Origin of the sequence: Acinetobacter corruptisaponis, from assembly GCF_030053775.1 — a bacterium.
In the GTDB taxonomy this organism is placed as follows: domain Bacteria; phylum Pseudomonadota; class Gammaproteobacteria; order Pseudomonadales; family Moraxellaceae; genus Acinetobacter; species Acinetobacter corruptisaponis.
Window position 1 is genome coordinate 942558 of record NZ_CP125669.1, and the last position, 17610, is coordinate 960167.

The 17610-nt window shown below is 40.0% G+C and carries 33 protein-coding genes and 1 pseudogene; 13 read left to right on the forward strand and 21 right to left on the reverse strand.

From position 1 onward, the window contains the following. Nucleotides 1-66: 66 nt before the first annotated feature. The 21 genes and pseudogenes from terL to QLH32_RS04785 all read right to left on the reverse strand — a co-directional run bounded on the left by terL (nucleotide 67) and on the right by QLH32_RS04785 (nucleotide 11085). Complete coding sequence (terL, locus tag QLH32_RS04685) at nucleotides 67-1473, reverse strand: phage terminase large subunit (protein WP_283268366.1); 1407 nt, start codon at nucleotides 1471-1473, stop codon at nucleotides 67-69. Next, nucleotides 1463-1900: a terminase small subunit gene (locus tag QLH32_RS04690; RefSeq protein ID WP_283268368.1), complete on the reverse strand. Its 438-nt coding sequence runs from the start codon at nucleotides 1898-1900 to the stop codon at nucleotides 1463-1465. Before QLH32_RS04690 ends, terL begins: the two co-directional genes overlap by 11 nt. 4 nt (nucleotides 1901-1904) lie before the next feature. Continuing rightward, entirely contained in the window at nucleotides 1905-2390 is a 486-nt protein-coding gene (locus QLH32_RS04695; protein WP_283268370.1) for a recombination protein NinB, read from the reverse strand. Then, the gene (locus QLH32_RS04700) at nucleotides 2353-2532 is read right to left on the reverse strand and encodes a hypothetical protein (protein ID WP_283268372.1); all 180 of its coding nucleotides are present in this window, start codon (nucleotides 2530-2532) and stop codon (nucleotides 2353-2355) included. Before QLH32_RS04700 ends, QLH32_RS04695 begins: the two co-directional genes overlap by 38 nt. 209 nt (nucleotides 2533-2741) lie before the next feature. Further along, nucleotides 2742-3206 carry a hypothetical protein gene (locus tag QLH32_RS04705; protein WP_283268373.1) on the reverse strand — a complete coding sequence of 155 codons (465 nt, stop codon included), beginning with the start codon at nucleotides 3204-3206 and terminating at the stop codon, nucleotides 2742-2744. Between the two features lie 54 nt (nucleotides 3207-3260). Further along, the gene (locus QLH32_RS04710) at nucleotides 3261-3542 is read right to left on the reverse strand and encodes a DUF968 domain-containing protein (RefSeq protein ID WP_283268374.1); all 282 of its coding nucleotides are present in this window, start codon (nucleotides 3540-3542) and stop codon (nucleotides 3261-3263) included. Nucleotides 3543-4404: 862 nt separating this feature from the next. After that, nucleotides 4405-4902, reverse strand: coding sequence for a hypothetical protein (locus tag QLH32_RS04715; RefSeq protein ID WP_283268375.1), 498 nt, complete (start codon nucleotides 4900-4902; stop codon nucleotides 4405-4407). 9 nt (nucleotides 4903-4911) lie between these two features. After that, a complete protein-coding gene (locus QLH32_RS04720; protein WP_283268377.1) occupies nucleotides 4912-5607 on the reverse strand; it encodes a metallophosphoesterase in 696 nt (231 codons plus the stop codon). Between the two features lie 7 nt (nucleotides 5608-5614). Further along, a pseudogene (locus QLH32_RS04725) lies at nucleotides 5615-6048 on the reverse strand (VRR-NUC domain-containing protein). Continuing rightward, entirely contained in the window at nucleotides 6045-6305 is a 261-nt protein-coding gene (locus tag QLH32_RS04730) for a hypothetical protein (protein ID WP_283268378.1), read from the reverse strand. Before QLH32_RS04730 ends, QLH32_RS04725 begins: the two are co-directional and overlap by 4 nt. Further along, nucleotides 6298-6744, reverse strand: a complete 447-nt coding sequence (locus QLH32_RS04735) for a hypothetical protein (protein WP_283268379.1) — start codon at nucleotides 6742-6744, stop codon at nucleotides 6298-6300. The genes QLH32_RS04730 and QLH32_RS04735 overlap by 8 nt, the downstream gene beginning before the upstream one ends. Then, nucleotides 6744-7040: a hypothetical protein gene (locus tag QLH32_RS04740; RefSeq protein WP_283268381.1), complete on the reverse strand. Its 297-nt coding sequence runs from the start codon at nucleotides 7038-7040 to the stop codon at nucleotides 6744-6746. Before QLH32_RS04740 ends, QLH32_RS04735 begins: the two co-directional genes overlap by 1 nt. Then, entirely contained in the window at nucleotides 7033-7293 is a 261-nt protein-coding gene (locus tag QLH32_RS04745; protein WP_283268382.1) for a hypothetical protein, read from the reverse strand. Before QLH32_RS04745 ends, QLH32_RS04740 begins: the two co-directional genes overlap by 8 nt. Next, nucleotides 7290-7700 (reverse strand): hypothetical protein, encoded by a 411-nt coding sequence (locus tag QLH32_RS04750; protein WP_283268383.1) that lies wholly within the window; start codon nucleotides 7698-7700, stop codon nucleotides 7290-7292. The genes QLH32_RS04745 and QLH32_RS04750 overlap by 4 nt, the downstream gene beginning before the upstream one ends. Then, complete coding sequence (locus QLH32_RS04755; RefSeq protein WP_283268384.1) at nucleotides 7697-8152, reverse strand: hypothetical protein; 456 nt, start codon at nucleotides 8150-8152, stop codon at nucleotides 7697-7699. Before QLH32_RS04755 ends, QLH32_RS04750 begins: the two co-directional genes overlap by 4 nt. Continuing rightward, complete coding sequence (locus QLH32_RS04760; protein WP_283268385.1) at nucleotides 8149-8988, reverse strand: hypothetical protein; 840 nt, start codon at nucleotides 8986-8988, stop codon at nucleotides 8149-8151. The genes QLH32_RS04755 and QLH32_RS04760 overlap by 4 nt, the downstream gene beginning before the upstream one ends. After that, nucleotides 8981-9802, reverse strand: coding sequence for a helix-turn-helix domain-containing protein (locus QLH32_RS04765; protein WP_283268386.1), 822 nt, complete (start codon nucleotides 9800-9802; stop codon nucleotides 8981-8983). The genes QLH32_RS04760 and QLH32_RS04765 overlap by 8 nt, the downstream gene beginning before the upstream one ends. Continuing rightward, on the reverse strand, nucleotides 9795-10253 hold the full coding sequence (locus QLH32_RS04770; protein ID WP_283268387.1) for an HNH endonuclease: 459 nt from the start codon (nucleotides 10251-10253) through the stop codon (nucleotides 9795-9797). Before QLH32_RS04770 ends, QLH32_RS04765 begins: the two co-directional genes overlap by 8 nt. Continuing rightward, nucleotides 10243-10467 carry a hypothetical protein gene (locus tag QLH32_RS04775; protein WP_283268389.1) on the reverse strand — a complete coding sequence of 75 codons (225 nt, stop codon included), beginning with the start codon at nucleotides 10465-10467 and terminating at the stop codon, nucleotides 10243-10245. The genes QLH32_RS04770 and QLH32_RS04775 overlap by 11 nt, the downstream gene beginning before the upstream one ends. Nucleotides 10468-10504: 37 nt before the next feature. Beyond that, entirely contained in the window at nucleotides 10505-10885 is a 381-nt protein-coding gene (locus QLH32_RS04780; protein ID WP_283268390.1) for a transcriptional regulator, read from the reverse strand. Between the two features lie 8 nt (nucleotides 10886-10893). Further along, nucleotides 10894-11085 (reverse strand): YdaS family helix-turn-helix protein, encoded by a 192-nt coding sequence (locus tag QLH32_RS04785; RefSeq protein ID WP_283268392.1) that lies wholly within the window; start codon nucleotides 11083-11085, stop codon nucleotides 10894-10896. Between the two features lie 128 nt (nucleotides 11086-11213). On the opposite strand from QLH32_RS04785, the gene QLH32_RS04790 reads away from it, so the two are divergent. The 13 genes from QLH32_RS04790 to QLH32_RS04850 all read left to right on the forward strand — a co-directional run bounded on the left by QLH32_RS04790 (nucleotide 11214) and on the right by QLH32_RS04850 (nucleotide 17602). After that, nucleotides 11214-11921: a S24 family peptidase gene (locus QLH32_RS04790; RefSeq protein WP_283268394.1), complete on the forward strand. Its 708-nt coding sequence runs from the start codon at nucleotides 11214-11216 to the stop codon at nucleotides 11919-11921. A 187-nt stretch (nucleotides 11922-12108) separates the two neighbouring features. After that, nucleotides 12109-12492, forward strand: coding sequence for a hypothetical protein (locus QLH32_RS04795; RefSeq protein ID WP_283268396.1), 384 nt, complete (start codon nucleotides 12109-12111; stop codon nucleotides 12490-12492). A gap of 18 nt (nucleotides 12493-12510) precedes the next feature. Beyond that, entirely contained in the window at nucleotides 12511-12810 is a 300-nt protein-coding gene (locus QLH32_RS04800; RefSeq protein ID WP_283268397.1) for a DUF551 domain-containing protein, read from the forward strand. A 108-nt stretch (nucleotides 12811-12918) separates the two neighbouring features. Next, nucleotides 12919-13692: a hypothetical protein gene (locus QLH32_RS04805; protein WP_283268399.1), complete on the forward strand. Its 774-nt coding sequence runs from the start codon at nucleotides 12919-12921 to the stop codon at nucleotides 13690-13692. Continuing rightward, nucleotides 13689-13868 (forward strand): hypothetical protein, encoded by a 180-nt coding sequence (locus QLH32_RS04810; RefSeq protein ID WP_283268400.1) that lies wholly within the window; start codon nucleotides 13689-13691, stop codon nucleotides 13866-13868. Before QLH32_RS04805 ends, QLH32_RS04810 begins: the two co-directional genes overlap by 4 nt. Before the next feature lie 69 nt (nucleotides 13869-13937). Beyond that, nucleotides 13938-14885, forward strand: coding sequence for a recombinase RecT (locus QLH32_RS04815; RefSeq protein WP_283268401.1), 948 nt, complete (start codon nucleotides 13938-13940; stop codon nucleotides 14883-14885). Continuing rightward, a complete protein-coding gene (locus QLH32_RS04820) occupies nucleotides 14885-15148 on the forward strand; it encodes a hypothetical protein (RefSeq protein ID WP_283268403.1) in 264 nt (87 codons plus the stop codon). Before QLH32_RS04815 ends, QLH32_RS04820 begins: the two co-directional genes overlap by 1 nt. Nucleotides 15149-15151: 3 nt before the next feature. After that, entirely contained in the window at nucleotides 15152-15811 is a 660-nt protein-coding gene (locus QLH32_RS04825) for a hypothetical protein (RefSeq protein WP_283268404.1), read from the forward strand. Between the two features lie 216 nt (nucleotides 15812-16027). Continuing rightward, the gene (locus QLH32_RS04830) at nucleotides 16028-16264 is read left to right on the forward strand and encodes a hypothetical protein (RefSeq protein ID WP_283268405.1); all 237 of its coding nucleotides are present in this window, start codon (nucleotides 16028-16030) and stop codon (nucleotides 16262-16264) included. Next, nucleotides 16264-16608: a hypothetical protein gene (locus QLH32_RS04835; protein WP_283268406.1), complete on the forward strand. Its 345-nt coding sequence runs from the start codon at nucleotides 16264-16266 to the stop codon at nucleotides 16606-16608. The genes QLH32_RS04830 and QLH32_RS04835 overlap by 1 nt, the downstream gene beginning before the upstream one ends. After that, entirely contained in the window at nucleotides 16608-17099 is a 492-nt protein-coding gene (locus tag QLH32_RS04840; protein ID WP_283268408.1) for a hypothetical protein, read from the forward strand. Before QLH32_RS04835 ends, QLH32_RS04840 begins: the two co-directional genes overlap by 1 nt. Beyond that, nucleotides 17092-17313, forward strand: a complete 222-nt coding sequence (locus tag QLH32_RS04845; protein WP_283268409.1) for a hypothetical protein — start codon at nucleotides 17092-17094, stop codon at nucleotides 17311-17313. The genes QLH32_RS04840 and QLH32_RS04845 overlap by 8 nt, the downstream gene beginning before the upstream one ends. Nucleotides 17314-17317: 4 nt before the next feature. Continuing rightward, on the forward strand, nucleotides 17318-17602 hold the full coding sequence (locus QLH32_RS04850) for a pyocin activator PrtN family protein (RefSeq protein WP_283268411.1): 285 nt from the start codon (nucleotides 17318-17320) through the stop codon (nucleotides 17600-17602). Nucleotides 17603-17610 lie beyond the last annotated feature (8 nt).

Here is a 17610-nt window from a genome sequence, read left to right on the forward strand (position 1 = left end):
TGCGAGCTATGTTTGATTTGAAAAAATACGACAAAACCTATTTTTTAGGCTCTATCCGTACTTGTTTTAGAATGTACGACTTCCTGCTGTTGCAGGTTTTTTAGATTGTCTTGATTCATTGAGATCATTGAATGCATCACTGCACCCATCCACCTGATCATCATGTTTTGCATTAGGGAAATTTCGTAATTCTTCAATCAGTGCTTTGTTCCAGTCACCCCGAAGCATTTTCACATTGCCTACATTGACCTGAGCTGCAAATGGTTGTGCTCTAGTGATCTTATCTCCTGACACTGGCTCAGCTTTAACTTTGAATCCTGATAATTTCCCAACAAAGTTTTTCGCTTGTGATTTACCAGCTTGACCAGGGTCTTGCGGTAAACGAATGAATACATCCTTGCCGTCTATTTGCGCTGTTTGAGTAATCGTATTCTCAACACCATCAGGTCCCCAACGTCCACGCACCATATCAGTGATATAGATCGTATTATCTTGAGCTTTCGCAAGCTTAGGTCCTGCTGTGTAATCACCCTCATTCTCGGTAGCAGCCAAATCCCATGCACGACACTCCTTGATCAGATTTGTTGGCAAAGCATCAACAATTTCAATTCTGTCAGGTTTAAAAAAACCGCCTGCTGGCGGTGATGGTCGTTGTAGATACTGTCCAGAGAAAACATATGGGGATGTTTCCTCCATAACTCTTAAGCGTTCAATGTCGTGCTTTTCTGGCCACAATGCCGATCCATCAGGCTGAATAGCAGATAAACATAAATTCTCCCAATCTTCACCATTTCCACCATCTAGCAACCACCCCGCCAAATCTTCTTCGTGCAATCGCTGCATAATGACAATAATTGGCGTATTTGGTGAATTGGTTCGAGATTCAAGCGTGTCTTGAAACCAGTCGATTACATTTTTACGAATAGTGCTTGATGTTGCTTCACTTGCCTTGTGTGGATCGTCAATAATGATCGCTCCACCAAATGAATCTCGGAATTTGCCTGCACCAAAACCTGTGATGGTACCACCCGTACCTTGTGAGTAGCAGACTCCACCCTTTGCGGTACGCCAATCATCCTTTGCCTTGCTGTCATCCCGCAGTTCAAAATCAGGGAATACGCGCTTGTATGCTTCTTCTTGCACCAAGTTACGTGTCTGAAATGCATTGTTTGCTGCAAGTGTGGCTGAGTAGCTGACATGAATAAACTCACTGTCAGGCGCTTTGCCAAAACACCATGCCATGAAATTAATTACAGCCAATTCAGTTTTAGAGTAGCGCGGCGGGATATTGATAATTAAACGCTTAGTCTCACCACGAAATACTTTCATCAAAGCATCGCATACAACTCTATGATGCCAGTTATGAAGCCATTTATATTTCCGACGCTCTTTAAACATATAGCGCGAGAAGAAATATAAATCTTCTTGCGCTTCGATCTGAATTGCAAGTTCACGCGCTGGATCAGTAATCATTTAGGATTTTCTCCCGCGCCTCCAGATAATTCTCGGTTGATATGTTTTTATTTATAGTCTCTATTGGTTTGCCATCTTTACCAGATAGTTCTACAACCTGTTTATCAAAACCAAGTATCTTTGCTTTACCCATTGTTGCTGAAACCATAGCTGACGCATTCTCAGATTCTTTAGCTAGCTGCCGTGCTTCTTCCAGTTCATCAATCAGGTCATCCACGGTTAGATTATGACGCTCTTTATGCTCTGCCTGTAATTCTGAAATCCTCGCCCTAATCTCGCCCTTTTTTCTTAAAATATAGGCTTTATTGTTGATTGTTTCATCTTTCATCTTGCCGCACGAATACGCCTGTCTGTACGCTTCCGAAGCATTGCCTAATTCAATGTAAAGTTGGCAAAACTTCTCCTGTTTAGGCTGTAGTCTCGCCATATCTTTACTCCATCACATACTTCAAATCATCAGGCACAGGCAAAACCAAGCCAAATTCTTTTAGCGCATACGCTTCAATTAAATTCAGATATTCAGTGAATTGCTTTGTATCCATTCGAGTTGTAGAGGTCTCTCGAATAACACCGTTTGCAATCGCTTCAAATTGCTCAGATTCGCTTTGTTTTAATGCGGATATAGCCAAACACATGTTAGCGTAATCTTTGTCGTCACGCTTCAATATGCTGATTAGAAACTTCTTCTTAAACTCAAAGTGTAATTGATCTTCGTCATTACCTGTCTTTCTGTGGATCTCATGAAGCCATTTCCAGTACAAACGGTTTTGAGCTTTTGATCTATCTTTAGTTTCTGGCCTAATCTCAACTACAAGCGGCTTACCCTCAACCGCAGCTTTAGCATGATGGGTGTTTAGGTAATTGATGACTTTGGCTATTTCAGCGTGATTTGGGATTGTGAACACTGCTGTTGTCATTTTGACAATCCCTCATTATCTTTTCTACTGATTCACTTGCTGCTCTTTCAGCTTCTTCTTTGATTTGTTTTCTTCGCACGTATTCTTGGAGTGTCTGTGGCTGTCTAATTAAGCCCATTCCAACAAGTTCAGGAATATTCATACCCACCTCAATAAAAAAGACGCTATTAAGCGCCTTTTTGAATTCTATATTTGACCTGCAAGTCTTAATTAAAATTTAGCTAGAGTATTCATGGCCGTATCCTCAAAGTTTATTGATAGTTTCTTAAAGTAACTTAATATACATCAGAAACTATAATTTACATGAGTATTGATCAAGTTTCAAGCAATAAAAAACCACCCGAGGGTGGCTTAAGCTCTTTCAAACTTAAAATCTTTCTTGGAAGTGTATATTTTGGCAATATGCCTTAATGCTTCTTCTTCTGTGTCAAACATCATTGAGAATGTTTTGAACTGAATCTTCTTTCCGTTTGAAAGCACATCATGACTAAACTTATAGTCCTTGAAATTTTGCCCAGACATCTTTGTAAAATCCATCAAGAAGTAGCTTAGCTTCTCGCCAACATGCCAAATCAGATTCTCAGGGATGAAACGTAATTGATCACGGACTAACTCACGACAAAATGGATGACGTACATGCTGGTGATCTGAGTTGATAATCCACTCAATCTCATCTAAGCGTTGTAAGTATTCAATTAAATTCTTAATCTGGTTCACTTCCAATAAATCTGAGAATTCACCAATTGGAGTTCGATATAGTGTCGGCGCATCAACCCAGTTATATTCTGGAACATCAATTTCTAGGCTAATTTTCATTAGAATTTACCAATGATTTATAATGTTAAATTATACCATAACCACATGATTTAATTAAAAAACACTATCAGAATTTGTATCTATTTTCAACATCCTTTCAGTCTTTTCTAGCATCTTTGCGAACCATTCAACCGATTCTGATCTATTCATCTTTTGAAATTGGTCGTATTCAACATGATGATTTCTACAAAGTGGAATTGTTTTAGAGTCACAGGCTTTTAACCCCATACCCTTGCCATCTTTTGATTGATTACTATGGGCAGCATCTACTGGCGATCTACCACATACCACACACGGCAGCTTTCTTATTTCGTTTAGCCTCTTTTGCGAACGCATCTTCAATCACCTGGATTCTTTCTTTAAGCGACTTTAATTGTCGTTCACACTCAGTTTTGAATGAATAACTGCTAAATAAGTGATTGTAATTCTCTAGCAGTTCTACATTCCTCTTGTAGATTTCAAGATTCTTCTTCGCTTCGATTGTGTCCATACTTCACCAATTACACCAAACCAGATAAGCCATAATTAAAATTGGAACCAGGTAAAATACTGTTTTGACGATATTCTTAAATCTTTCGCATTCTTCTTCAATTTGCTTGAGTTCTTCTTCGTCCATAGCGGCCCTTTCTTGTTATTAACTTAGATGAAGTGAGCATCTCATCAACTTTGAGTGCACTCCTGTGCCAAGAGGTCAAATCACTGTTGCACACTTCTCTAAATTAAAAAGGGCATGGCAAACTGCCACACCCTTGCCTTAGATTACGATATTGATCAGCTCGGCAACTGATCTACCGTTACTCACAATCACACATACCTAACATGCACGGTCTGCTTTACTTGCTTTCAATCCTCTTTAGGTCGGGACGCCACTCCCTAGTTTAGGCTGCACAAAGCAGTTTTACTCGAAGGCATGTTCCACTGGTCGGCACTCCAGTAGGATAGATTGTCTTTTTACAGGCAATAAAAAAAGAGCTAAGAACGCCAATTCTTAACCCTTTTTGTGGTGTGAGTAATTACCAGTTACTTACACCGATGTCTTAAAACTGCTATGCAAATGTTGAAGCTCTTTAATTTAAATCCGCCTGACAGGGCACAGAATTTTAGGAACTTTTGGAAATGCTAAACAATTTAAGTGACCAACATACAACTTACGCCACTCTAACATGAATCTACAACATTGATGACGTCATGTCAATAATCACTGTGAAGATTTTGATTTAAAATCAATAAACGGATATTTTGAATGAATTGCGGCTAAGCCACACTTAATATCAAACTTAGCATCCATCAGAGTTCTTGATTCATTAACCAATGCAGAGATTGGACTGCCATAAAAATAACGATCAATAACCGCATCGAGCCACTCATCAAGCACATGCGACTTCCCTTGCATATCTAAAATCAATCGCTGCACTGCTCTTGCTTCATTGTCTGTGATTTCGCAAGTAATACATTTGCGCTTAACCGTTGTGACTTCATCACTTACCATCCAATCAGCAATAATCTGTTCTTTACCCTTAACTTGTTGCTTACGCTTCTTTACCGCCTGATCCATAGCAACCGCAATCGGGTTTATGCTCTTACCACAAGGCCCAGAGCTTGAATGCATCCAAGCACCAAACTGATAAAGCCACTCTTCAAGACTAAAACGAGTCCAGTCTACATTCTGCATAATGTGGTTTACCGCTGCATTCATACCGTCACCTTAAATGTTTTCTAAATTTAGTATTGTTAAAGTTCCCCAGTGAACAGCACCTGTGTCGATGTAGTAACAGTTGTCTCGCTTACATGGCTTTTGTGTCACTGTATGGCCCATAATCACGGCATCAACACCAGTGACATGAGTGTATTGCTTATTATCTAAATCAAGGCGTTCACGTCCCCACATTGCTATTTCAGTGGGGAAGCGTTTGCGATTAATGATGTATTGAGCTTGGTCAAAGTTATTAAGCTCAGCCTTAAAATCATTCCAATCATTTTGCTCAATGTGCCCATGAACAAAACCAAACTTTTTACCGTTGTGACTAACCTCTAATGCAATTGGGAGAGATTTAAGCTTTTTAACAATGTCCTGTTGAGTTGTGTATTCAAGCTCATAAAACCATTCACCACCATTTTGAATGTGGCACTGGTAATAAGACGGATTGACAAGCCCCATAATTGTTAGATCTTCATGATTGCCCTTAACAGAAGTAAACCAAGGTTGATCAATTAGATTTACGCACTCTTGGTTTTGAGTTCCACGATCTACCAAGTCACCAACAGCAACCAACAAGTCATTATCAAAATCAAATCCAATTTCGTTAAGTCGAGTCATGAGCAAGTTGTAACAGCCGTGAATATCTCCAACTGTGTAAAGATTGCCTTTGATCTCTTTATCCCAAACCTTTACCAACATCACCCACCTCTCAACCGTTCAAACACAAATACTTTTTAATTTCATTTATCGCTTCATCTGCACCAAAACAGACTTTGCACATATATCCTTGTTCTTCTAAACGCTGAATCATCAATCTTTGGCTTGGCTGTAACTTGCCTGCCTTTGATTTGAGCTCAATCCATAAGCCATGAATCAAACCATTAGGAACGATCAACTGTAAATCTGGAACTCCCGCCTTAACTCCCATCTTTTTGAGTTTTGACGCTTCAATGATGTTTCGTGAACCGCCATTAGGGATGTGAAACAGATAATCAGAAAGGCGACCATTTCCAAACTTCACATGATGCGCCCATGACATAAGGGTGATTTGCTCTTGATCTTCTGTAAGCACCTTGTGAGCGCGTTCTAAACGCGCTCACAAGGTTTTGATCTGATTCTTTGGGCTTCTTTGAATGTGGTCATTGAACACCTCCAATAGAATGGAATTGTTTGAGCAAGAGGATTTGTTCACCTTTTCCTTTTGCCCATTCATATTCTTTGAAGTAAGCCATGCCTTCAGGTGTGATATGTCCAAGCCATGTATTTAAATCACGTGTCGCGAATCCTTTGTTGCACAACTCAATGAACCCTGACTTACTAGGCATATCACCACTCTCAAGTGGTCCATTGAGAGCCAACTGGTACAACGTATCTAATTCACCACCATTTAAATTAATCATTTGAACCACCCTTGAGCGCTTGCTCTAATCTTTTTCCCAAAATTCCTGCGCTGTCTGCAAACCCACGCCAATATTCAAATTTATTCTGATGATCTTGTTGATAGCACTTATTTAAATCTTCAATTAGTCCCTTGACCGCATCCACCCGCTTTTGCAGCTCATCCACTTTTGTTTGTCTAGCTGCATACATTGCGCTTTGCCCATCTGTGTACGCATCATTCAGTCTCGACTTCATTTCAGCGACTTGAAGCTTTAATTCATCCACCTCGTTCTGACGGTGCTGCCAAACTAACAACTTAGCTAAAACAATTCCTTTTGCAGTTTTACCCTGCCCACTTGGCATAACAAATTCATCACCTTCAAACCAACAAGTAATTGAATCCTTAGTAATAAGCTCAATAAATTCAGCTTTCGACTTTTCACTTAGTTGAACTCTCATCACTTCACCCTCTCATCGTATTTTTTGCAATTCGGACTAATATGATTCTCAATGTGTGAGTCGTCACCCATGTCGTTGTCTATGCGGTGACCTGCTGCGAACTCTTCTTCTGTTGCAGAGCGAATATGTGTAGAGCTAATGCAAAAACCCAACATTCTTTGATGAGATTTTGGCAACTGTGGTAAAAATGGACTGACCTCAATTGAAGTGCCAACAATGCTTTCAATTTCGTATAACCCTTTCATTTCTGGTCGCCATTCTTGATTTACAACAACCTTATCCCCGACCTTAAACATGCTCACCTCCAACAAACTTAGCCAATCTCAACTCATGTGATGGCACACTCATATGTGCTTTGTATTTCTCGTCAACAATGTCTACATCACCATCTGAACAAAACGCTTTTACTTTCCATACTTCTTTGTCTTTAGACCATACAAGCACACACTCATCGCCAACTTTTAGGTCTACCACAGGCAAAGATTCAATCTCTGGAATATTTTCTGGACACAAAGCAGACATGGCATCTAACAAATTATCTATGTTCATTGATCTGCTCCAGAATAAATGGATTCGTAGTCAGTGATGGCTTGCTCCAAATCTTCCAAATCAGTTAATCCATATTCGCCATTTTCACCGTACCAACCGAATTTAACTGAAAACAACCCTCCATGCTTTTTGATTAGTTCCACGCTCTCAACAAGGCGCTTGAGGTCATCAATCTTCTCCAACTGATCCAATATGTATTCTTCACCAGTGTGATAAATAGATTTAGTCCAGCCTTTCTCTTCATCTTTGACTAAAAGCGCACCGCCAAACCATGCGTAATACAGAACTTCGTTTGGTGAACAAACACTATCCATATCTCGGTAATAAACTGAATTCTCAGGCGCACCCTCAACAACTTCCCTCGCCTTTTCAACACCGTGGTCTTTTATGAATTGGATCGCATTCATTGGCTTTGCTCCATGTCATGCTTAGTAACGTTCTCTAAACGCTCTATCTCTTTCATTTTCTGTTTAATCACTTCCATCTTTTCTTTAGAACACGAGCGCGTGAACATCTTTACCTGAGAGATATAGCCATGTGCATGCCCCATTAGTTTCGAAAGTTGCTTTGCTCGACCTTTCTTCTGATCAAGCCATTTGCCCATTGCCAAAACATCCTCTTTGTGCGCCTTATCTTCTTCTTGACGCGCTCTAATCTTTTCTCGCTGCACTGCTACAGACTTAGCCATCACTTCACTCATCGCTGACTGAGCATTTTTAGGCTTGTTATTGAACGTTTTGTTGTAAGTGCTAGCACCGTTGTTGATTACATTGATCTGATTACCCTGTGCCAACCAAGCTTCAATATCAGCACTGTAGTCTTGCTTGATGTACATACTTGGAGTCATTGATTCGTTCACACCCCACCTCCCACTGCCATCGGCACTTTTTTATTATCTGCCTTGTGCATTTCGATATATTCTTGACGTTGGTCAAAAGGATCAGGCCAATATTCAGAATCGGGCTTTAATTCCCATGCCTGAACCTCTTTGATTTCATCTGACATTTTGTTCACTGGTGCTTTGAGCTTTAGTTTTTCGCGTAACTCTGCAATAGCCTTTTGCGCTGTGGTTTGATAACGCTCGGTTTCAGCTTTGATTTCCGCTTTAGTTTGCTTATGCTCAAGCTGTAGCTGAGTTTCTGGGCCAGTTAAGAACCCTGCCACCTCCGCTTGTTTGATTGCGCTGATACGTTGGTCTGGATCAACACCCAAACTGACGTTGTAGACTGGCTTTAAGCCCTGGTCTTTTGCTTCTGTTACAAGACGCTCATAGATCGAAACAAAGATTTTCTTAGCCTCGGCTAATTGGTATTTATCGCCAGTGGCAACTAGATCAGCACAACGTTCAAACGCTTTAGCCGATTGCTCAGTCCAGACCACAGTCAATTCACGTCCTGTACCGAACTCAATTGAATCTCTTGCAATAGCCCATGCTTCATGAGCATCAAGCCAAGCATCAGCTTTAGGTTCACACCAAGCCCTAAATTCAGGAATTGTCGGACAAAAGCTAGATTTCATCATCTTGGTTACACCGCGTTTAAAATCATCTGCTGTTAAGCCCTGAAAGCACTCGACCATTGATTCAGCAATGTCTTTTGGGTCAACACCTGACCATTGGTCTGCAAATTTCTTACCGTAGAACGAGCGCATTTTTGCAATCAAACGAATAGCATCATCCTGGGTGAACTCACGCATGACCCACCCCCTCAATCCAATTTGTCTTTTTTGGAGTAACATCCCTGAACTGGTTGCCACCATTCAAGAAATCATTCCACTTCGCTTGTTCAGAGGCGGTTTGTTGTTGAGATGTTTGGTATCCATGTGACTGCTGAACAGGTCTTAACTTTGCCCAGTTGCCACGAATCGCATTCATGAACGCCTGATCCCAATCAGCATATTTTTTTGCATTGGCCGTTGCGTACCCAACAAAGTTTTCAAGATGTTCATCAAGACGATCAAAACCTTTCTCACTTGCCCATGCTTTGACTTGATCACTGACTTTGAAATCAGCTGGTAAAGTCGTCATTGTGCTTTTTGGTTTTTTAGGTTTTGGTTCTGTTTTTTCCTGCGCAGATATATCTGGTTGTTCCTTTGGTAGTTCTATTGGTTGTTTATGGTAGTTAGTGTGACTCTCCGTCACTGCTTTTTGCACGAAAGTCACTGGTTCTGTCGTGAAAGTCACTGGTTGTATGTCGTCAAAGTCACTGGTGATGCTAAGTAACTGGTGACTCTCCGTCACTGCTTTGGTTAAATTTTCAGCAATGAATTTATAGTAAGAGCGACGACCATTTGAGCGATCAACTGCTAAAATGCCCAAACTTTCGATATGTCGAATATGCTGGCAGACTGCACGATTGGAAAGTCCTGTGTCTTCCATAAGCGTCTCTACAGTGGGATAACACTCGCCAGTTTTATAGTCCGCATAGGTGGCTAGAGTCATAGCAACCAGTTTAGTTGTGGCAGGCATACGCATCATACGAATGGCTTTAACAAAGTTAAATTTATTCATGATTTGCTCCTGTAATAATGAACTTTTCAAAATGGAAAAGTTCTGTTTCAACAGGAAACTCAATACCCATATTTATTAGACTGATTGCCTGTGATGGGCTAACAACTCCCCTAAAGTCAGAGTTGTAAAATGCGAATCTAAATCTAAATTCCTCAATATCGGCATTCCCTTTAATTGTGTTGCATAAGACACAAGCGCAGACATAATTGTTTATATGCTCGTTATCAAAACGGCTTTTTGGCTCAAAATGATCAACCCTTGACTCCACCGAGTTTTGAAGTTTCTTCCCGCAATACGCACACTGTTTATTACTAGCCAGCCATAATGCGTACTTAAATTCAGGTTTAAACTTGTTTTTGTGGCGATCAAACAGGCGTTTTCCCACGAACTCCTGAAGCATGGTGTTATCTCTAGCCATATTTGGGTGAAAGGCGGTGATTTTATTTTTCATACTCCACCCCCTCACGCAAACAAACCACTGCATCAATCTCCTCCTCAATCGCCCGCTCCGTTTCCTTTGCAGACTTGAGCAAATCAATCTCTACCTGCATCGCTACAATCTCAGCAGCTTGTCGCTCACACTTGTGATTCAAACGAGCGACTTCTGTTTGCAGCAACTCAACTTGCCTAATATCTGGTTGTTCTGCTAATATTTGATGGTTCATATTCACCTCATTGAATACCGAAGCCTGATGTAAGAGATCAGGCTTTTTCTTTTTCTGAATATCCAAGTTCAATATCAATGCGATGATCATCAATATCGTCCTGGAACAAGTCATCTACTGAACCCAAGCGACGCATCCATGCTTTAGACATCACCAGCAAAGCTGATAATTTTTCTTCATGAATTAAGCGGTAATGCTTCGGTACAATTTTTAGTCCAAGCGAGTCCAACATGGCGCAAACGTTTTCAATATCACTCAAGCCATTGGATTTCTTGTCGTTTTTCATTCTTGAGAATGAGCTAGGATCAAGTCCCAACTGATCTGCAATCTGGGAGTTATTGCGAGCAGCAAGGACTTTCAAAACCCTTGAGATGCTATTTCTCGCGCTTGCAGGTAAATCGTTTAATACTTTGCTCATGGTTGTTCCTAAGCAGCAGTTGTTTTTCTGCTTTGAATGTTTGGGTTTAAAAATAAGTGTGGGTATTCGAGTTTCATCTTTGGTGGTATTCCCCTATCCATCCAGTTTTGAACGCGTTGAACCTTAAAGCCCAATAGTTCAGCTACTTTTGTGGCACCACCAAGACGCTCAATGATTTTTCGATCGTCTGATTGGTTCATGCTAAACACTCTAGTTGATTTGTTTAATTAAATTTAAACGTTTTGTTTAAACATGTCAAACATTCTGTTTAACACATTTTGTGTAATTTTTGAGAAAATTAACTCATAAGTATTTGGTGTTGTTTGAAATGACTAAAGTTGAGTCCAAAGAGAAAGAAATTCACCCTACAATTCAGAGAATCTATGATCTTTTGGATTTCAAACAGGGTGACCTTGCAAATGCAATTAATGAATCTCCTCAGGTAATCAATAATTGGGAAAATAGAGGAATATCAAAACAAGGGGCTTTAACTGTCTTTGAGAAGCTTGGTCTTGAAATGAAGTGGGTACTAAAGGGAGAGGGAAACCCAACAAGTGACAAAATATTTGAACCTAAAATAAAAAATGTTCTAAAAATAGGCGGATGGGTGCCAGTAAAATCTTATTCAAAAATGGGCTATGACGGTTATTACACAGAAATGGGTTATGGAGGAAATGGTGGTGATGGCTATGTTCCATCTCTAACTGCTGGGCCAAATGCTTATGCAGTAAAAGGAACAGGAGATTCAATGTACCCTGCCATTAGGTCTGGCTGGTATGTAGTCTGTGACCCTGATGCAATACCAACACCCACAGAATTTGTGGAAGTTCAATTAAAAGATGGTAGACGCACGATCAAGGAGTTTATTGGTGTTGTTGGAGATATACTTCATCTATTGGCGGTCAATGGCGAAAAAAGAACTACTTTTGAAATGGATGAAGTCGACTCAATTGTGGCTATTACAGATATTGTTCCACCAAGTAGACATGTACATGACTACCCGCACTTAGAAGTTAAAGAAGCCAAATACGACTAAAATAGAAGTTAAACAAAACCGCCTAAGTGGCGGTTTTTTTACATCTACTGAAAATATTTTACACAAAATGTGTAAAAAATAGTTGACCAATATTCAACATTTTGTTTAATATGTTTTACACAAACTTTAAACAAAAACCGCCCAAGGTTTGGAAGTCTAGGCGGTTTCTCTCAAAGAGGAAAATAGTATGAACATAAAAACCAATTTGGTCAAATCGGCAATCGGTGCGGGTGTGGTAAGTGCAGCATTAACGGTTTATGCATCATTGCCAAAGCAACCGACTGAACCAGTCTATGTAATGGCTCCTTTTGTTGTTGATGAAATCAACATTAAAAAAGAACAAGCAATCCTTTTAACTGCAAACGAAGAATATGCAATTGAAGTTCAATTCGATGCTGATTACTTCAATGACGGCAACGGTGTAGGCCACAACTGGCGTGATGTTGAAGTAAAAGAAATCAAAGACATTCACGTCTTTGATGAGGATGGAGAAATCCAAGCCTACATTGGTCATCCTGATGTCGTAGAGATCAAGGACTTAATTGAACAAGAACTAAGAGAGCGCATTTAAGCGCTTCGGAGAAGAAGAATGAACTGGATTAGTGTTGAAGACCAACTGCCTAAACATTCATATAAATTTGTTTTGGTAAAGACGACTTCGAATTATGCAAATCAAATTGTTGCGCGATATGTGCCAAAGTTTACTGAAACAGATGGCGCTGATGGTGAGTTTGGTGATTACTGCGAAGAAAAGGACGATTGGTTTCTTCCTGAGGGGTGGTATGCAAATGTCTCTCCAGTAACCGATGAATACCTATCTTATTTTATTGATGAAGAAGTCACCCACTGGATGCCACTCCCTGCTCCACCAAAGGGAGAAACCCTATGAACCCACATAACGACTTCACTGTTTTTATGTTTTTTGTAATGGTTTTATTTGTGGCATTTCTGATTGTTTTATATAGATTTATCTGCCCTGCTGTGATGGGAGTTTGAGATGAATAACTACAAAATCAAAGTGAACAACGAATCGGAAAGCAAAGAAGCTCAGGAATACTTTTTTGCCCTCGGTTATGTCTGGGCTGACACAAAGTGTCAAACTCAAATGGAATGGACATGTAGCTGCTGGTATTCATGTTTTGAAGATGGCGACCTATGCCTAGATCGTTATGATGTAACTCATCATCACAAAGAACTATGTATTGCTGAATTGCAAGACCTAGTCATTTTGCATCGTAATGATGTGAGTGATGCGACGCATGTTGGAAGAAGCGGAAGTGAATATTTCGTAGCTGAAAATGATGCTGTTTTCTTCTTTGATGGGTCAGAGTGGATTGAAAAACAGGTAGATGTAAATAACCTAAAACCAATCAATAAATCGGAAGAACAAGGCTTAATCAGTGGGGCTGATGCGTTAGCCATGGTTCACACATGCACAGTTCAATACTCATGTGCTAAAGACCCAGTTAAAGACCGATGGACAACGATCACTGACCATTTTTGGGATCAGTACAACCTTGGTGTGTTTTTGAATAAAGATACAACTTGGAAGTTCCGCATAAAACCCCGCACCATAAAGCTTGAGCTAGAGATTCCAGCGCCTTTTGAGCCGAAAGAGGGTGAAAAGGCGTATAGATTGGCTCCTATTATCCCGTGCGGCTATACAGAATTTTATTTCGATGAAGATGAAAATGAACATCAATTCGGAGCATGGGATTCAGAAGAAAAGGTCAAACAAGTTGTAGCAGCATTTAGGGGGATTAAGGGATGACTCCTAAAGACTTCTTTACCCATATCTCAATCAAACACCCTGATCTTTTGGAGGGTGCGGTTGAGTACGCATACCAATTCGATCAAATCAATCGTGAAGAATATCGCTACTGGATGGAAAAAGTGAATGCGATTGAAGCACAAAAAACAGAACAGCTTTTAAATATAGCAGACTAATGAGAACAAATCTGCGCAATTTATTCAAAAAGTAAGAAAATTGTGCAGATATTTGCTCGGAGAATAGAGATGAATGCACCAGTAAAATCAGAAAATCAAATTGCTGAACATAATCTTAAGTCAATCAAGGCATATGTTAGTGATTCAAAGATTCGTCAAAAGTTTGAAGAAATCTTAGGGAAGAAAGCGCAAGGCTTTTTGGCATCAGTGATGCAAGTTGCTAATCAACCTCACTTGAAAAATGCCGTACCTGCAACTGTTGTAAATGCTGCAATGATGGCTGCGACTTTGGATTTACCAATCAATAGCAATTTAGGTTTTGCATACATTGTGCCTTACAAGCGCAAATGGAAAGAAGGAAACCAGTGGAAGGAAAGTAATGAAGCTCAATTTCAAATGGGCTACAAGGGCTTTATTCAATTAGCTCAGCGTTCAGGACAGTTTTCACGTATTGCTGCTACTCCTGTTTATGAGGGTCAATTAGTTTCAGCTAATCCTCTACTTGGCTATGAGTTTGACTGGACAGTTGAAAACAAAGGTGAAGCAATTGGCTACGTTGCATTCTTTAAACTGCTAAATGGTTTTACAGCTGAACTTTATATGAGTAAAGCAGATGTGTTGAAACATGCAGGCAAGTACAGCCAGTCATTCAAATACGCTCAAGGACAAATTAATGAAGGTAAGAAAGGATCAAGTGTTTGGCATGAAAACTTTGATTTGATGGCAATAAAGACTGTTTTAAAACTTCTTTTATCAAAACAAGCGCCACTTTCGATTGATATGCAAAAAGCACAAATGGCAGACCAGGCAATCATTCGTGATGTGGATAAAGACGAGTTTGAATACATCGACCATCAAGAATCAATTGCAGACTTGGAAGCACCAAAACCAACACTGAATGACGATGAGTTTAATGCAGCACTAGAGCAGTTAAACGCTAATGCAATTGATAAGGCTTATATCTTAGATGGGTACGCTTTGACAGATGCTCAGCGTGTTGCGGTGGAGGCTCAGTGATGGAAATTAGTCTTGGAAATTTAAGTGTTTCAGAGATTCAAGCAAGACTTGGTATTGAGTTTCCAGAAGATATTGTGAGCTTCATGCAGGAGAATCATCAAGCCACAGCAAGCAATATTCAGAAAGGAAAATGGCACTGTTTTGATATTCCGTTCAATATTGTGTGTGGTGATGTTGAAACGGCTCAAAAGATTTTTGATGCTTTAAAAGATCAAGCGGAAAACTGCAAAGAATCTTTACGTTTTAGTGTTTACAAGGGGTGAGTCATGAAACTATTTCGCTGTTCATCCCTACACAAACTTATTGGTGATGGTCGCTCTAAAGCGGCTGTCATCAGCGACACAGCAAAATCAGCTATCCGTGACATCGTGAAAGAGGACTTATACGGCTTTCGCTCATTCACTGGCAACCAGTACACGCAAAAAGGTAACTTGCTTGAAGATTTGGCGATTGAAATGTCAGGCAAGATGCGCTTTCGCAACTACCAAAAACACGTAGGACGTGTTGAAAATGAGTTAATCACTGGTGAGTGTGATGTGCTTGATCTTGAGCGAAAACTCATTATCGACACAAAGGTCACTTGGGATATTGGCACACATCCATTTTTCCAAGATGAAGCGATGGAGAAAGTCAAAAAGGCAGGCTATGACGTGCAGATGCAAGCGTATATGTGGCTGTATGACTGTGAGATGGCGAACATTGATTTTTGGCTATTCCCTTGCCCACCAGAGCTTTTAAAAGATTGGGATGACATAGATCAGTTGGTTCATCTTGTCGAAGCAATTGATATTCGAGAGCGCAAAACGACTGTAGTTATCGAGCGTGATGAATCAATGATTCAGAAGATCAAAGACAAGATTCCTCATGCTCAAGCTTATTACGAAAAGCTTTATCAAGAGCGTATCAAAGCGAGGGTCGCAGCATGAGCAAAAACATCCTCGCATGCTTTGAAATTGGCTGATTAAAGGTGGATTTAAAGGTAAGCGAACACAAATATCAGTGCAGTATTTCAATGCAAAACAACGCTTGGAAATGGACTACACAGGTCGAATGAACAAGCCGATGAAGCAACGATACGAGATTTTCTTAAAGCAGTATCTAAACGGTGGCAAAGAATTTTTAGAAAGTTTGAAGGTGGCGTGATGGCTAGATTTATAAAAGTTGAAAACATAGTTGTGAATGTTGATTTGATTTGCGCTGTGACTGAGCGTTTTGTAAGGGAGCGAATCCCAACTCAAGGTGACGATCTGCCTTTTGATGATTATGTGAGTGTATCCAAAGGCGTGAATGTATTTTTTGGAACAACTCTGGAAGATAGCTTTATATCTTTTGAGAATGAAACGGTTGATAGCTTCTTGGCAAAGATTGAGGTGGCGTGATGGATATTAAACAATTAACACCTGTGGAAATTAAAAGAGATGAGACAGGCTCTTGGATTCACCCTGAATTTTTAAATTATTTAAACAGTTTGGATGGTGATGCAGAATTTATTTCAGATAAGGAATGGTGCGAATTAAAAAACCATTTCAACGTAGAAACGGTCACTTTATGGATGGAATCTAGCGTATCAAGTGATGATTGGGAATCAATGATGGATGATTGTGATATCTCTAAATGGGATCCAATTGCCCCTCATGGATTTTTCTTGATTGATATTGGCTTTAGCGAAGATGATGCATATGCAATTTTTGCACGCCCTAAACGTGTAAGTGGGGTGGCGTGATGGATTTGCAAAAAGAAAGAGAAGCGTTTGAAGCATGCATGGCTGAAAAATACAAAAACCTTATAGATAGACGCCAGTGCCTTAACAATCGTGGTGGTTATATGTCTTGGGATATGAATGTTGCATGGCAGGTATGGCAAGCCTCTGCCCTATGCGCAGAAGCAAAGCTCAATGGGTGTATGGTGGTGCCGAAAGATCAAATTTCTTGCTTTTGGCAAGACTCAAATGAACCTGAGAATTTCTGCAATTCTCTCGATAATCTTGATAATTTGGGTGATTGTATTGATCTTGGCGATATCATGGAGATAAACAAACATATTCAAGCCAATATTAAAACAGAGAAACTTTATGGTACTTGGGCTGCGGATTATGGCAACCCAATCGATAGGTCTAGATCACGTTTTTTTGTAGGAACTAGAGGCGAGTGTGAGGCAATAATTTTAGAGAATGAGCAAGTTTTTGAAGCAGCAAGGGGCGAAAATCATGAGTGATTATGATATGGCATATTTTGATGTAAAGCTCTTTGTTTCACAGTATACAACTGGCGTTTTGTACAAAGGCTTATATATCGAAATGGATGAAAGCAGTACTTTCGCTTATACAGTTTATAACGATGAAAACTGTGGTGAAAAGCTAGATAGCTTTATAAGCATACAAGAAGCAATCCAGTTTATTGATGAAGCAAAATCGGATGCGGAGGGGTGAAAAGATGGGTGCAGCAAAAAAAATTGATGAGCCAGTCGATATTGGTTTCTTATTGATGCTCAAGTACAAAAAGCCAGTGGTTTCACTGGAAGAGTTGCTACCAGACTACTTGCCTCACTTAACTTTAGAGCAGGCAAATAAACGGGCAAATAAATGCAACTTACCTTTCCCTGCATTTAAAAGCGACGGGTCAAAATCCCCTTTTTATGTCAACTTATCTGATGTGGTTTTATGGTTGCAATCAGAACAGGAAAAGGCTAAAAAGGATTGGGCGGCAATGCATGGCTAAATTTGTAA

What these genes read in the sequence shown, in the direction of transcription:
- QLH32_RS04710 (WP_283268374.1), bottom strand. Translation starts at nt 3,542, where the DNA reads ATGCGTTCGCAAAAGAGGCTAAACGAAATAAGAAAGCTGCCGTGTGTG.
- QLH32_RS04740 (WP_283268381.1), bottom strand. Translation starts at nt 7,040, where the DNA reads ATGTTTAAGGTCGGGGATAAGGTTGTTGTAAATCAAGAATGGCGACCA.
- QLH32_RS04820 (WP_283268403.1), top strand. Translation starts at nt 14,885, where the DNA reads ATGGAAATTAGTCTTGGAAATTTAAGTGTTTCAGAGATTCAAGCAAGA.
- QLH32_RS04845 (WP_283268409.1), top strand. Translation starts at nt 17,092, where the DNA reads ATGAGTGATTATGATATGGCATATTTTGATGTAAAGCTCTTTGTTTCA.
- QLH32_RS04810 (WP_283268400.1), top strand. Translation starts at nt 13,689, where the DNA reads ATGACTCCTAAAGACTTCTTTACCCATATCTCAATCAAACACCCTGAT.
- QLH32_RS04765 (WP_283268386.1), bottom strand. Translation starts at nt 9,802, where the DNA reads ATGAATAAATTTAACTTTGTTAAAGCCATTCGTATGATGCGTATGCCT.
- QLH32_RS04795 (WP_283268396.1), top strand. Translation starts at nt 12,109, where the DNA reads ATGAACATAAAAACCAATTTGGTCAAATCGGCAATCGGTGCGGGTGTG.
- QLH32_RS04690 (WP_283268368.1), bottom strand. Translation starts at nt 1,900, where the DNA reads ATGGCGAGACTACAGCCTAAACAGGAGAAGTTTTGCCAACTTTACATT.
- QLH32_RS04805 (WP_283268399.1), top strand. Translation starts at nt 12,919, where the DNA reads ATGAATAACTACAAAATCAAAGTGAACAACGAATCGGAAAGCAAAGAA.
- QLH32_RS04780 (WP_283268390.1), bottom strand. Translation starts at nt 10,885, where the DNA reads ATGAGCAAAGTATTAAACGATTTACCTGCAAGCGCGAGAAATAGCATC.
- QLH32_RS04705 (WP_283268373.1), bottom strand. Translation starts at nt 3,206, where the DNA reads ATGAAAATTAGCCTAGAAATTGATGTTCCAGAATATAACTGGGTTGAT.
- QLH32_RS04835 (WP_283268406.1), top strand. Translation starts at nt 16,264, where the DNA reads ATGGATATTAAACAATTAACACCTGTGGAAATTAAAAGAGATGAGACA.
- QLH32_RS04695 (WP_283268370.1), bottom strand. Translation starts at nt 2,390, where the DNA reads ATGACAACAGCAGTGTTCACAATCCCAAATCACGCTGAAATAGCCAAA.
- QLH32_RS04830 (WP_283268405.1), top strand. Translation starts at nt 16,028, where the DNA reads ATGGCTAGATTTATAAAAGTTGAAAACATAGTTGTGAATGTTGATTTG.
- QLH32_RS04750 (WP_283268383.1), bottom strand. Translation starts at nt 7,700, where the DNA reads ATGAATGCGATCCAATTCATAAAAGACCACGGTGTTGAAAAGGCGAGG.
- QLH32_RS04700 (WP_283268372.1), bottom strand. Translation starts at nt 2,532, where the DNA reads ATGAATATTCCTGAACTTGTTGGAATGGGCTTAATTAGACAGCCACAG.
- QLH32_RS04770 (WP_283268387.1), bottom strand. Translation starts at nt 10,253, where the DNA reads ATGAAAAATAAAATCACCGCCTTTCACCCAAATATGGCTAGAGATAAC.
- terL (WP_283268366.1), bottom strand. Translation starts at nt 1,473, where the DNA reads ATGATTACTGATCCAGCGCGTGAACTTGCAATTCAGATCGAAGCGCAA.
- QLH32_RS04735 (WP_283268379.1), bottom strand. Translation starts at nt 6,744, where the DNA reads ATGAGAGTTCAACTAAGTGAAAAGTCGAAAGCTGAATTTATTGAGCTT.
- QLH32_RS04785 (WP_283268392.1), bottom strand. Translation starts at nt 11,085, where the DNA reads ATGAACCAATCAGACGATCGAAAAATCATTGAGCGTCTTGGTGGTGCC.
- QLH32_RS04745 (WP_283268382.1), bottom strand. Translation starts at nt 7,293, where the DNA reads ATGAACATAGATAATTTGTTAGATGCCATGTCTGCTTTGTGTCCAGAA.
- QLH32_RS04840 (WP_283268408.1), top strand. Translation starts at nt 16,608, where the DNA reads ATGGATTTGCAAAAAGAAAGAGAAGCGTTTGAAGCATGCATGGCTGAA.
- QLH32_RS04800 (WP_283268397.1), top strand. Translation starts at nt 12,511, where the DNA reads ATGAACTGGATTAGTGTTGAAGACCAACTGCCTAAACATTCATATAAA.
- QLH32_RS04760 (WP_283268385.1), bottom strand. Translation starts at nt 8,988, where the DNA reads ATGCGTGAGTTCACCCAGGATGATGCTATTCGTTTGATTGCAAAAATG.
- QLH32_RS04730 (WP_283268378.1), bottom strand. Translation starts at nt 6,305, where the DNA reads ATGATTAATTTAAATGGTGGTGAATTAGATACGTTGTACCAGTTGGCT.
- QLH32_RS04825 (WP_283268404.1), top strand. Translation starts at nt 15,152, where the DNA reads ATGAAACTATTTCGCTGTTCATCCCTACACAAACTTATTGGTGATGGT.
- QLH32_RS04850 (WP_283268411.1), top strand. Translation starts at nt 17,318, where the DNA reads ATGGGTGCAGCAAAAAAAATTGATGAGCCAGTCGATATTGGTTTCTTA.
- QLH32_RS04815 (WP_283268401.1), top strand. Translation starts at nt 13,938, where the DNA reads ATGAATGCACCAGTAAAATCAGAAAATCAAATTGCTGAACATAATCTT.
- QLH32_RS04790 (WP_283268394.1), top strand. Translation starts at nt 11,214, where the DNA reads ATGACTAAAGTTGAGTCCAAAGAGAAAGAAATTCACCCTACAATTCAG.
- QLH32_RS04715 (WP_283268375.1), bottom strand. Translation starts at nt 4,902, where the DNA reads ATGAATGCAGCGGTAAACCACATTATGCAGAATGTAGACTGGACTCGT.
- QLH32_RS04775 (WP_283268389.1), bottom strand. Translation starts at nt 10,467, where the DNA reads ATGAACCATCAAATATTAGCAGAACAACCAGATATTAGGCAAGTTGAG.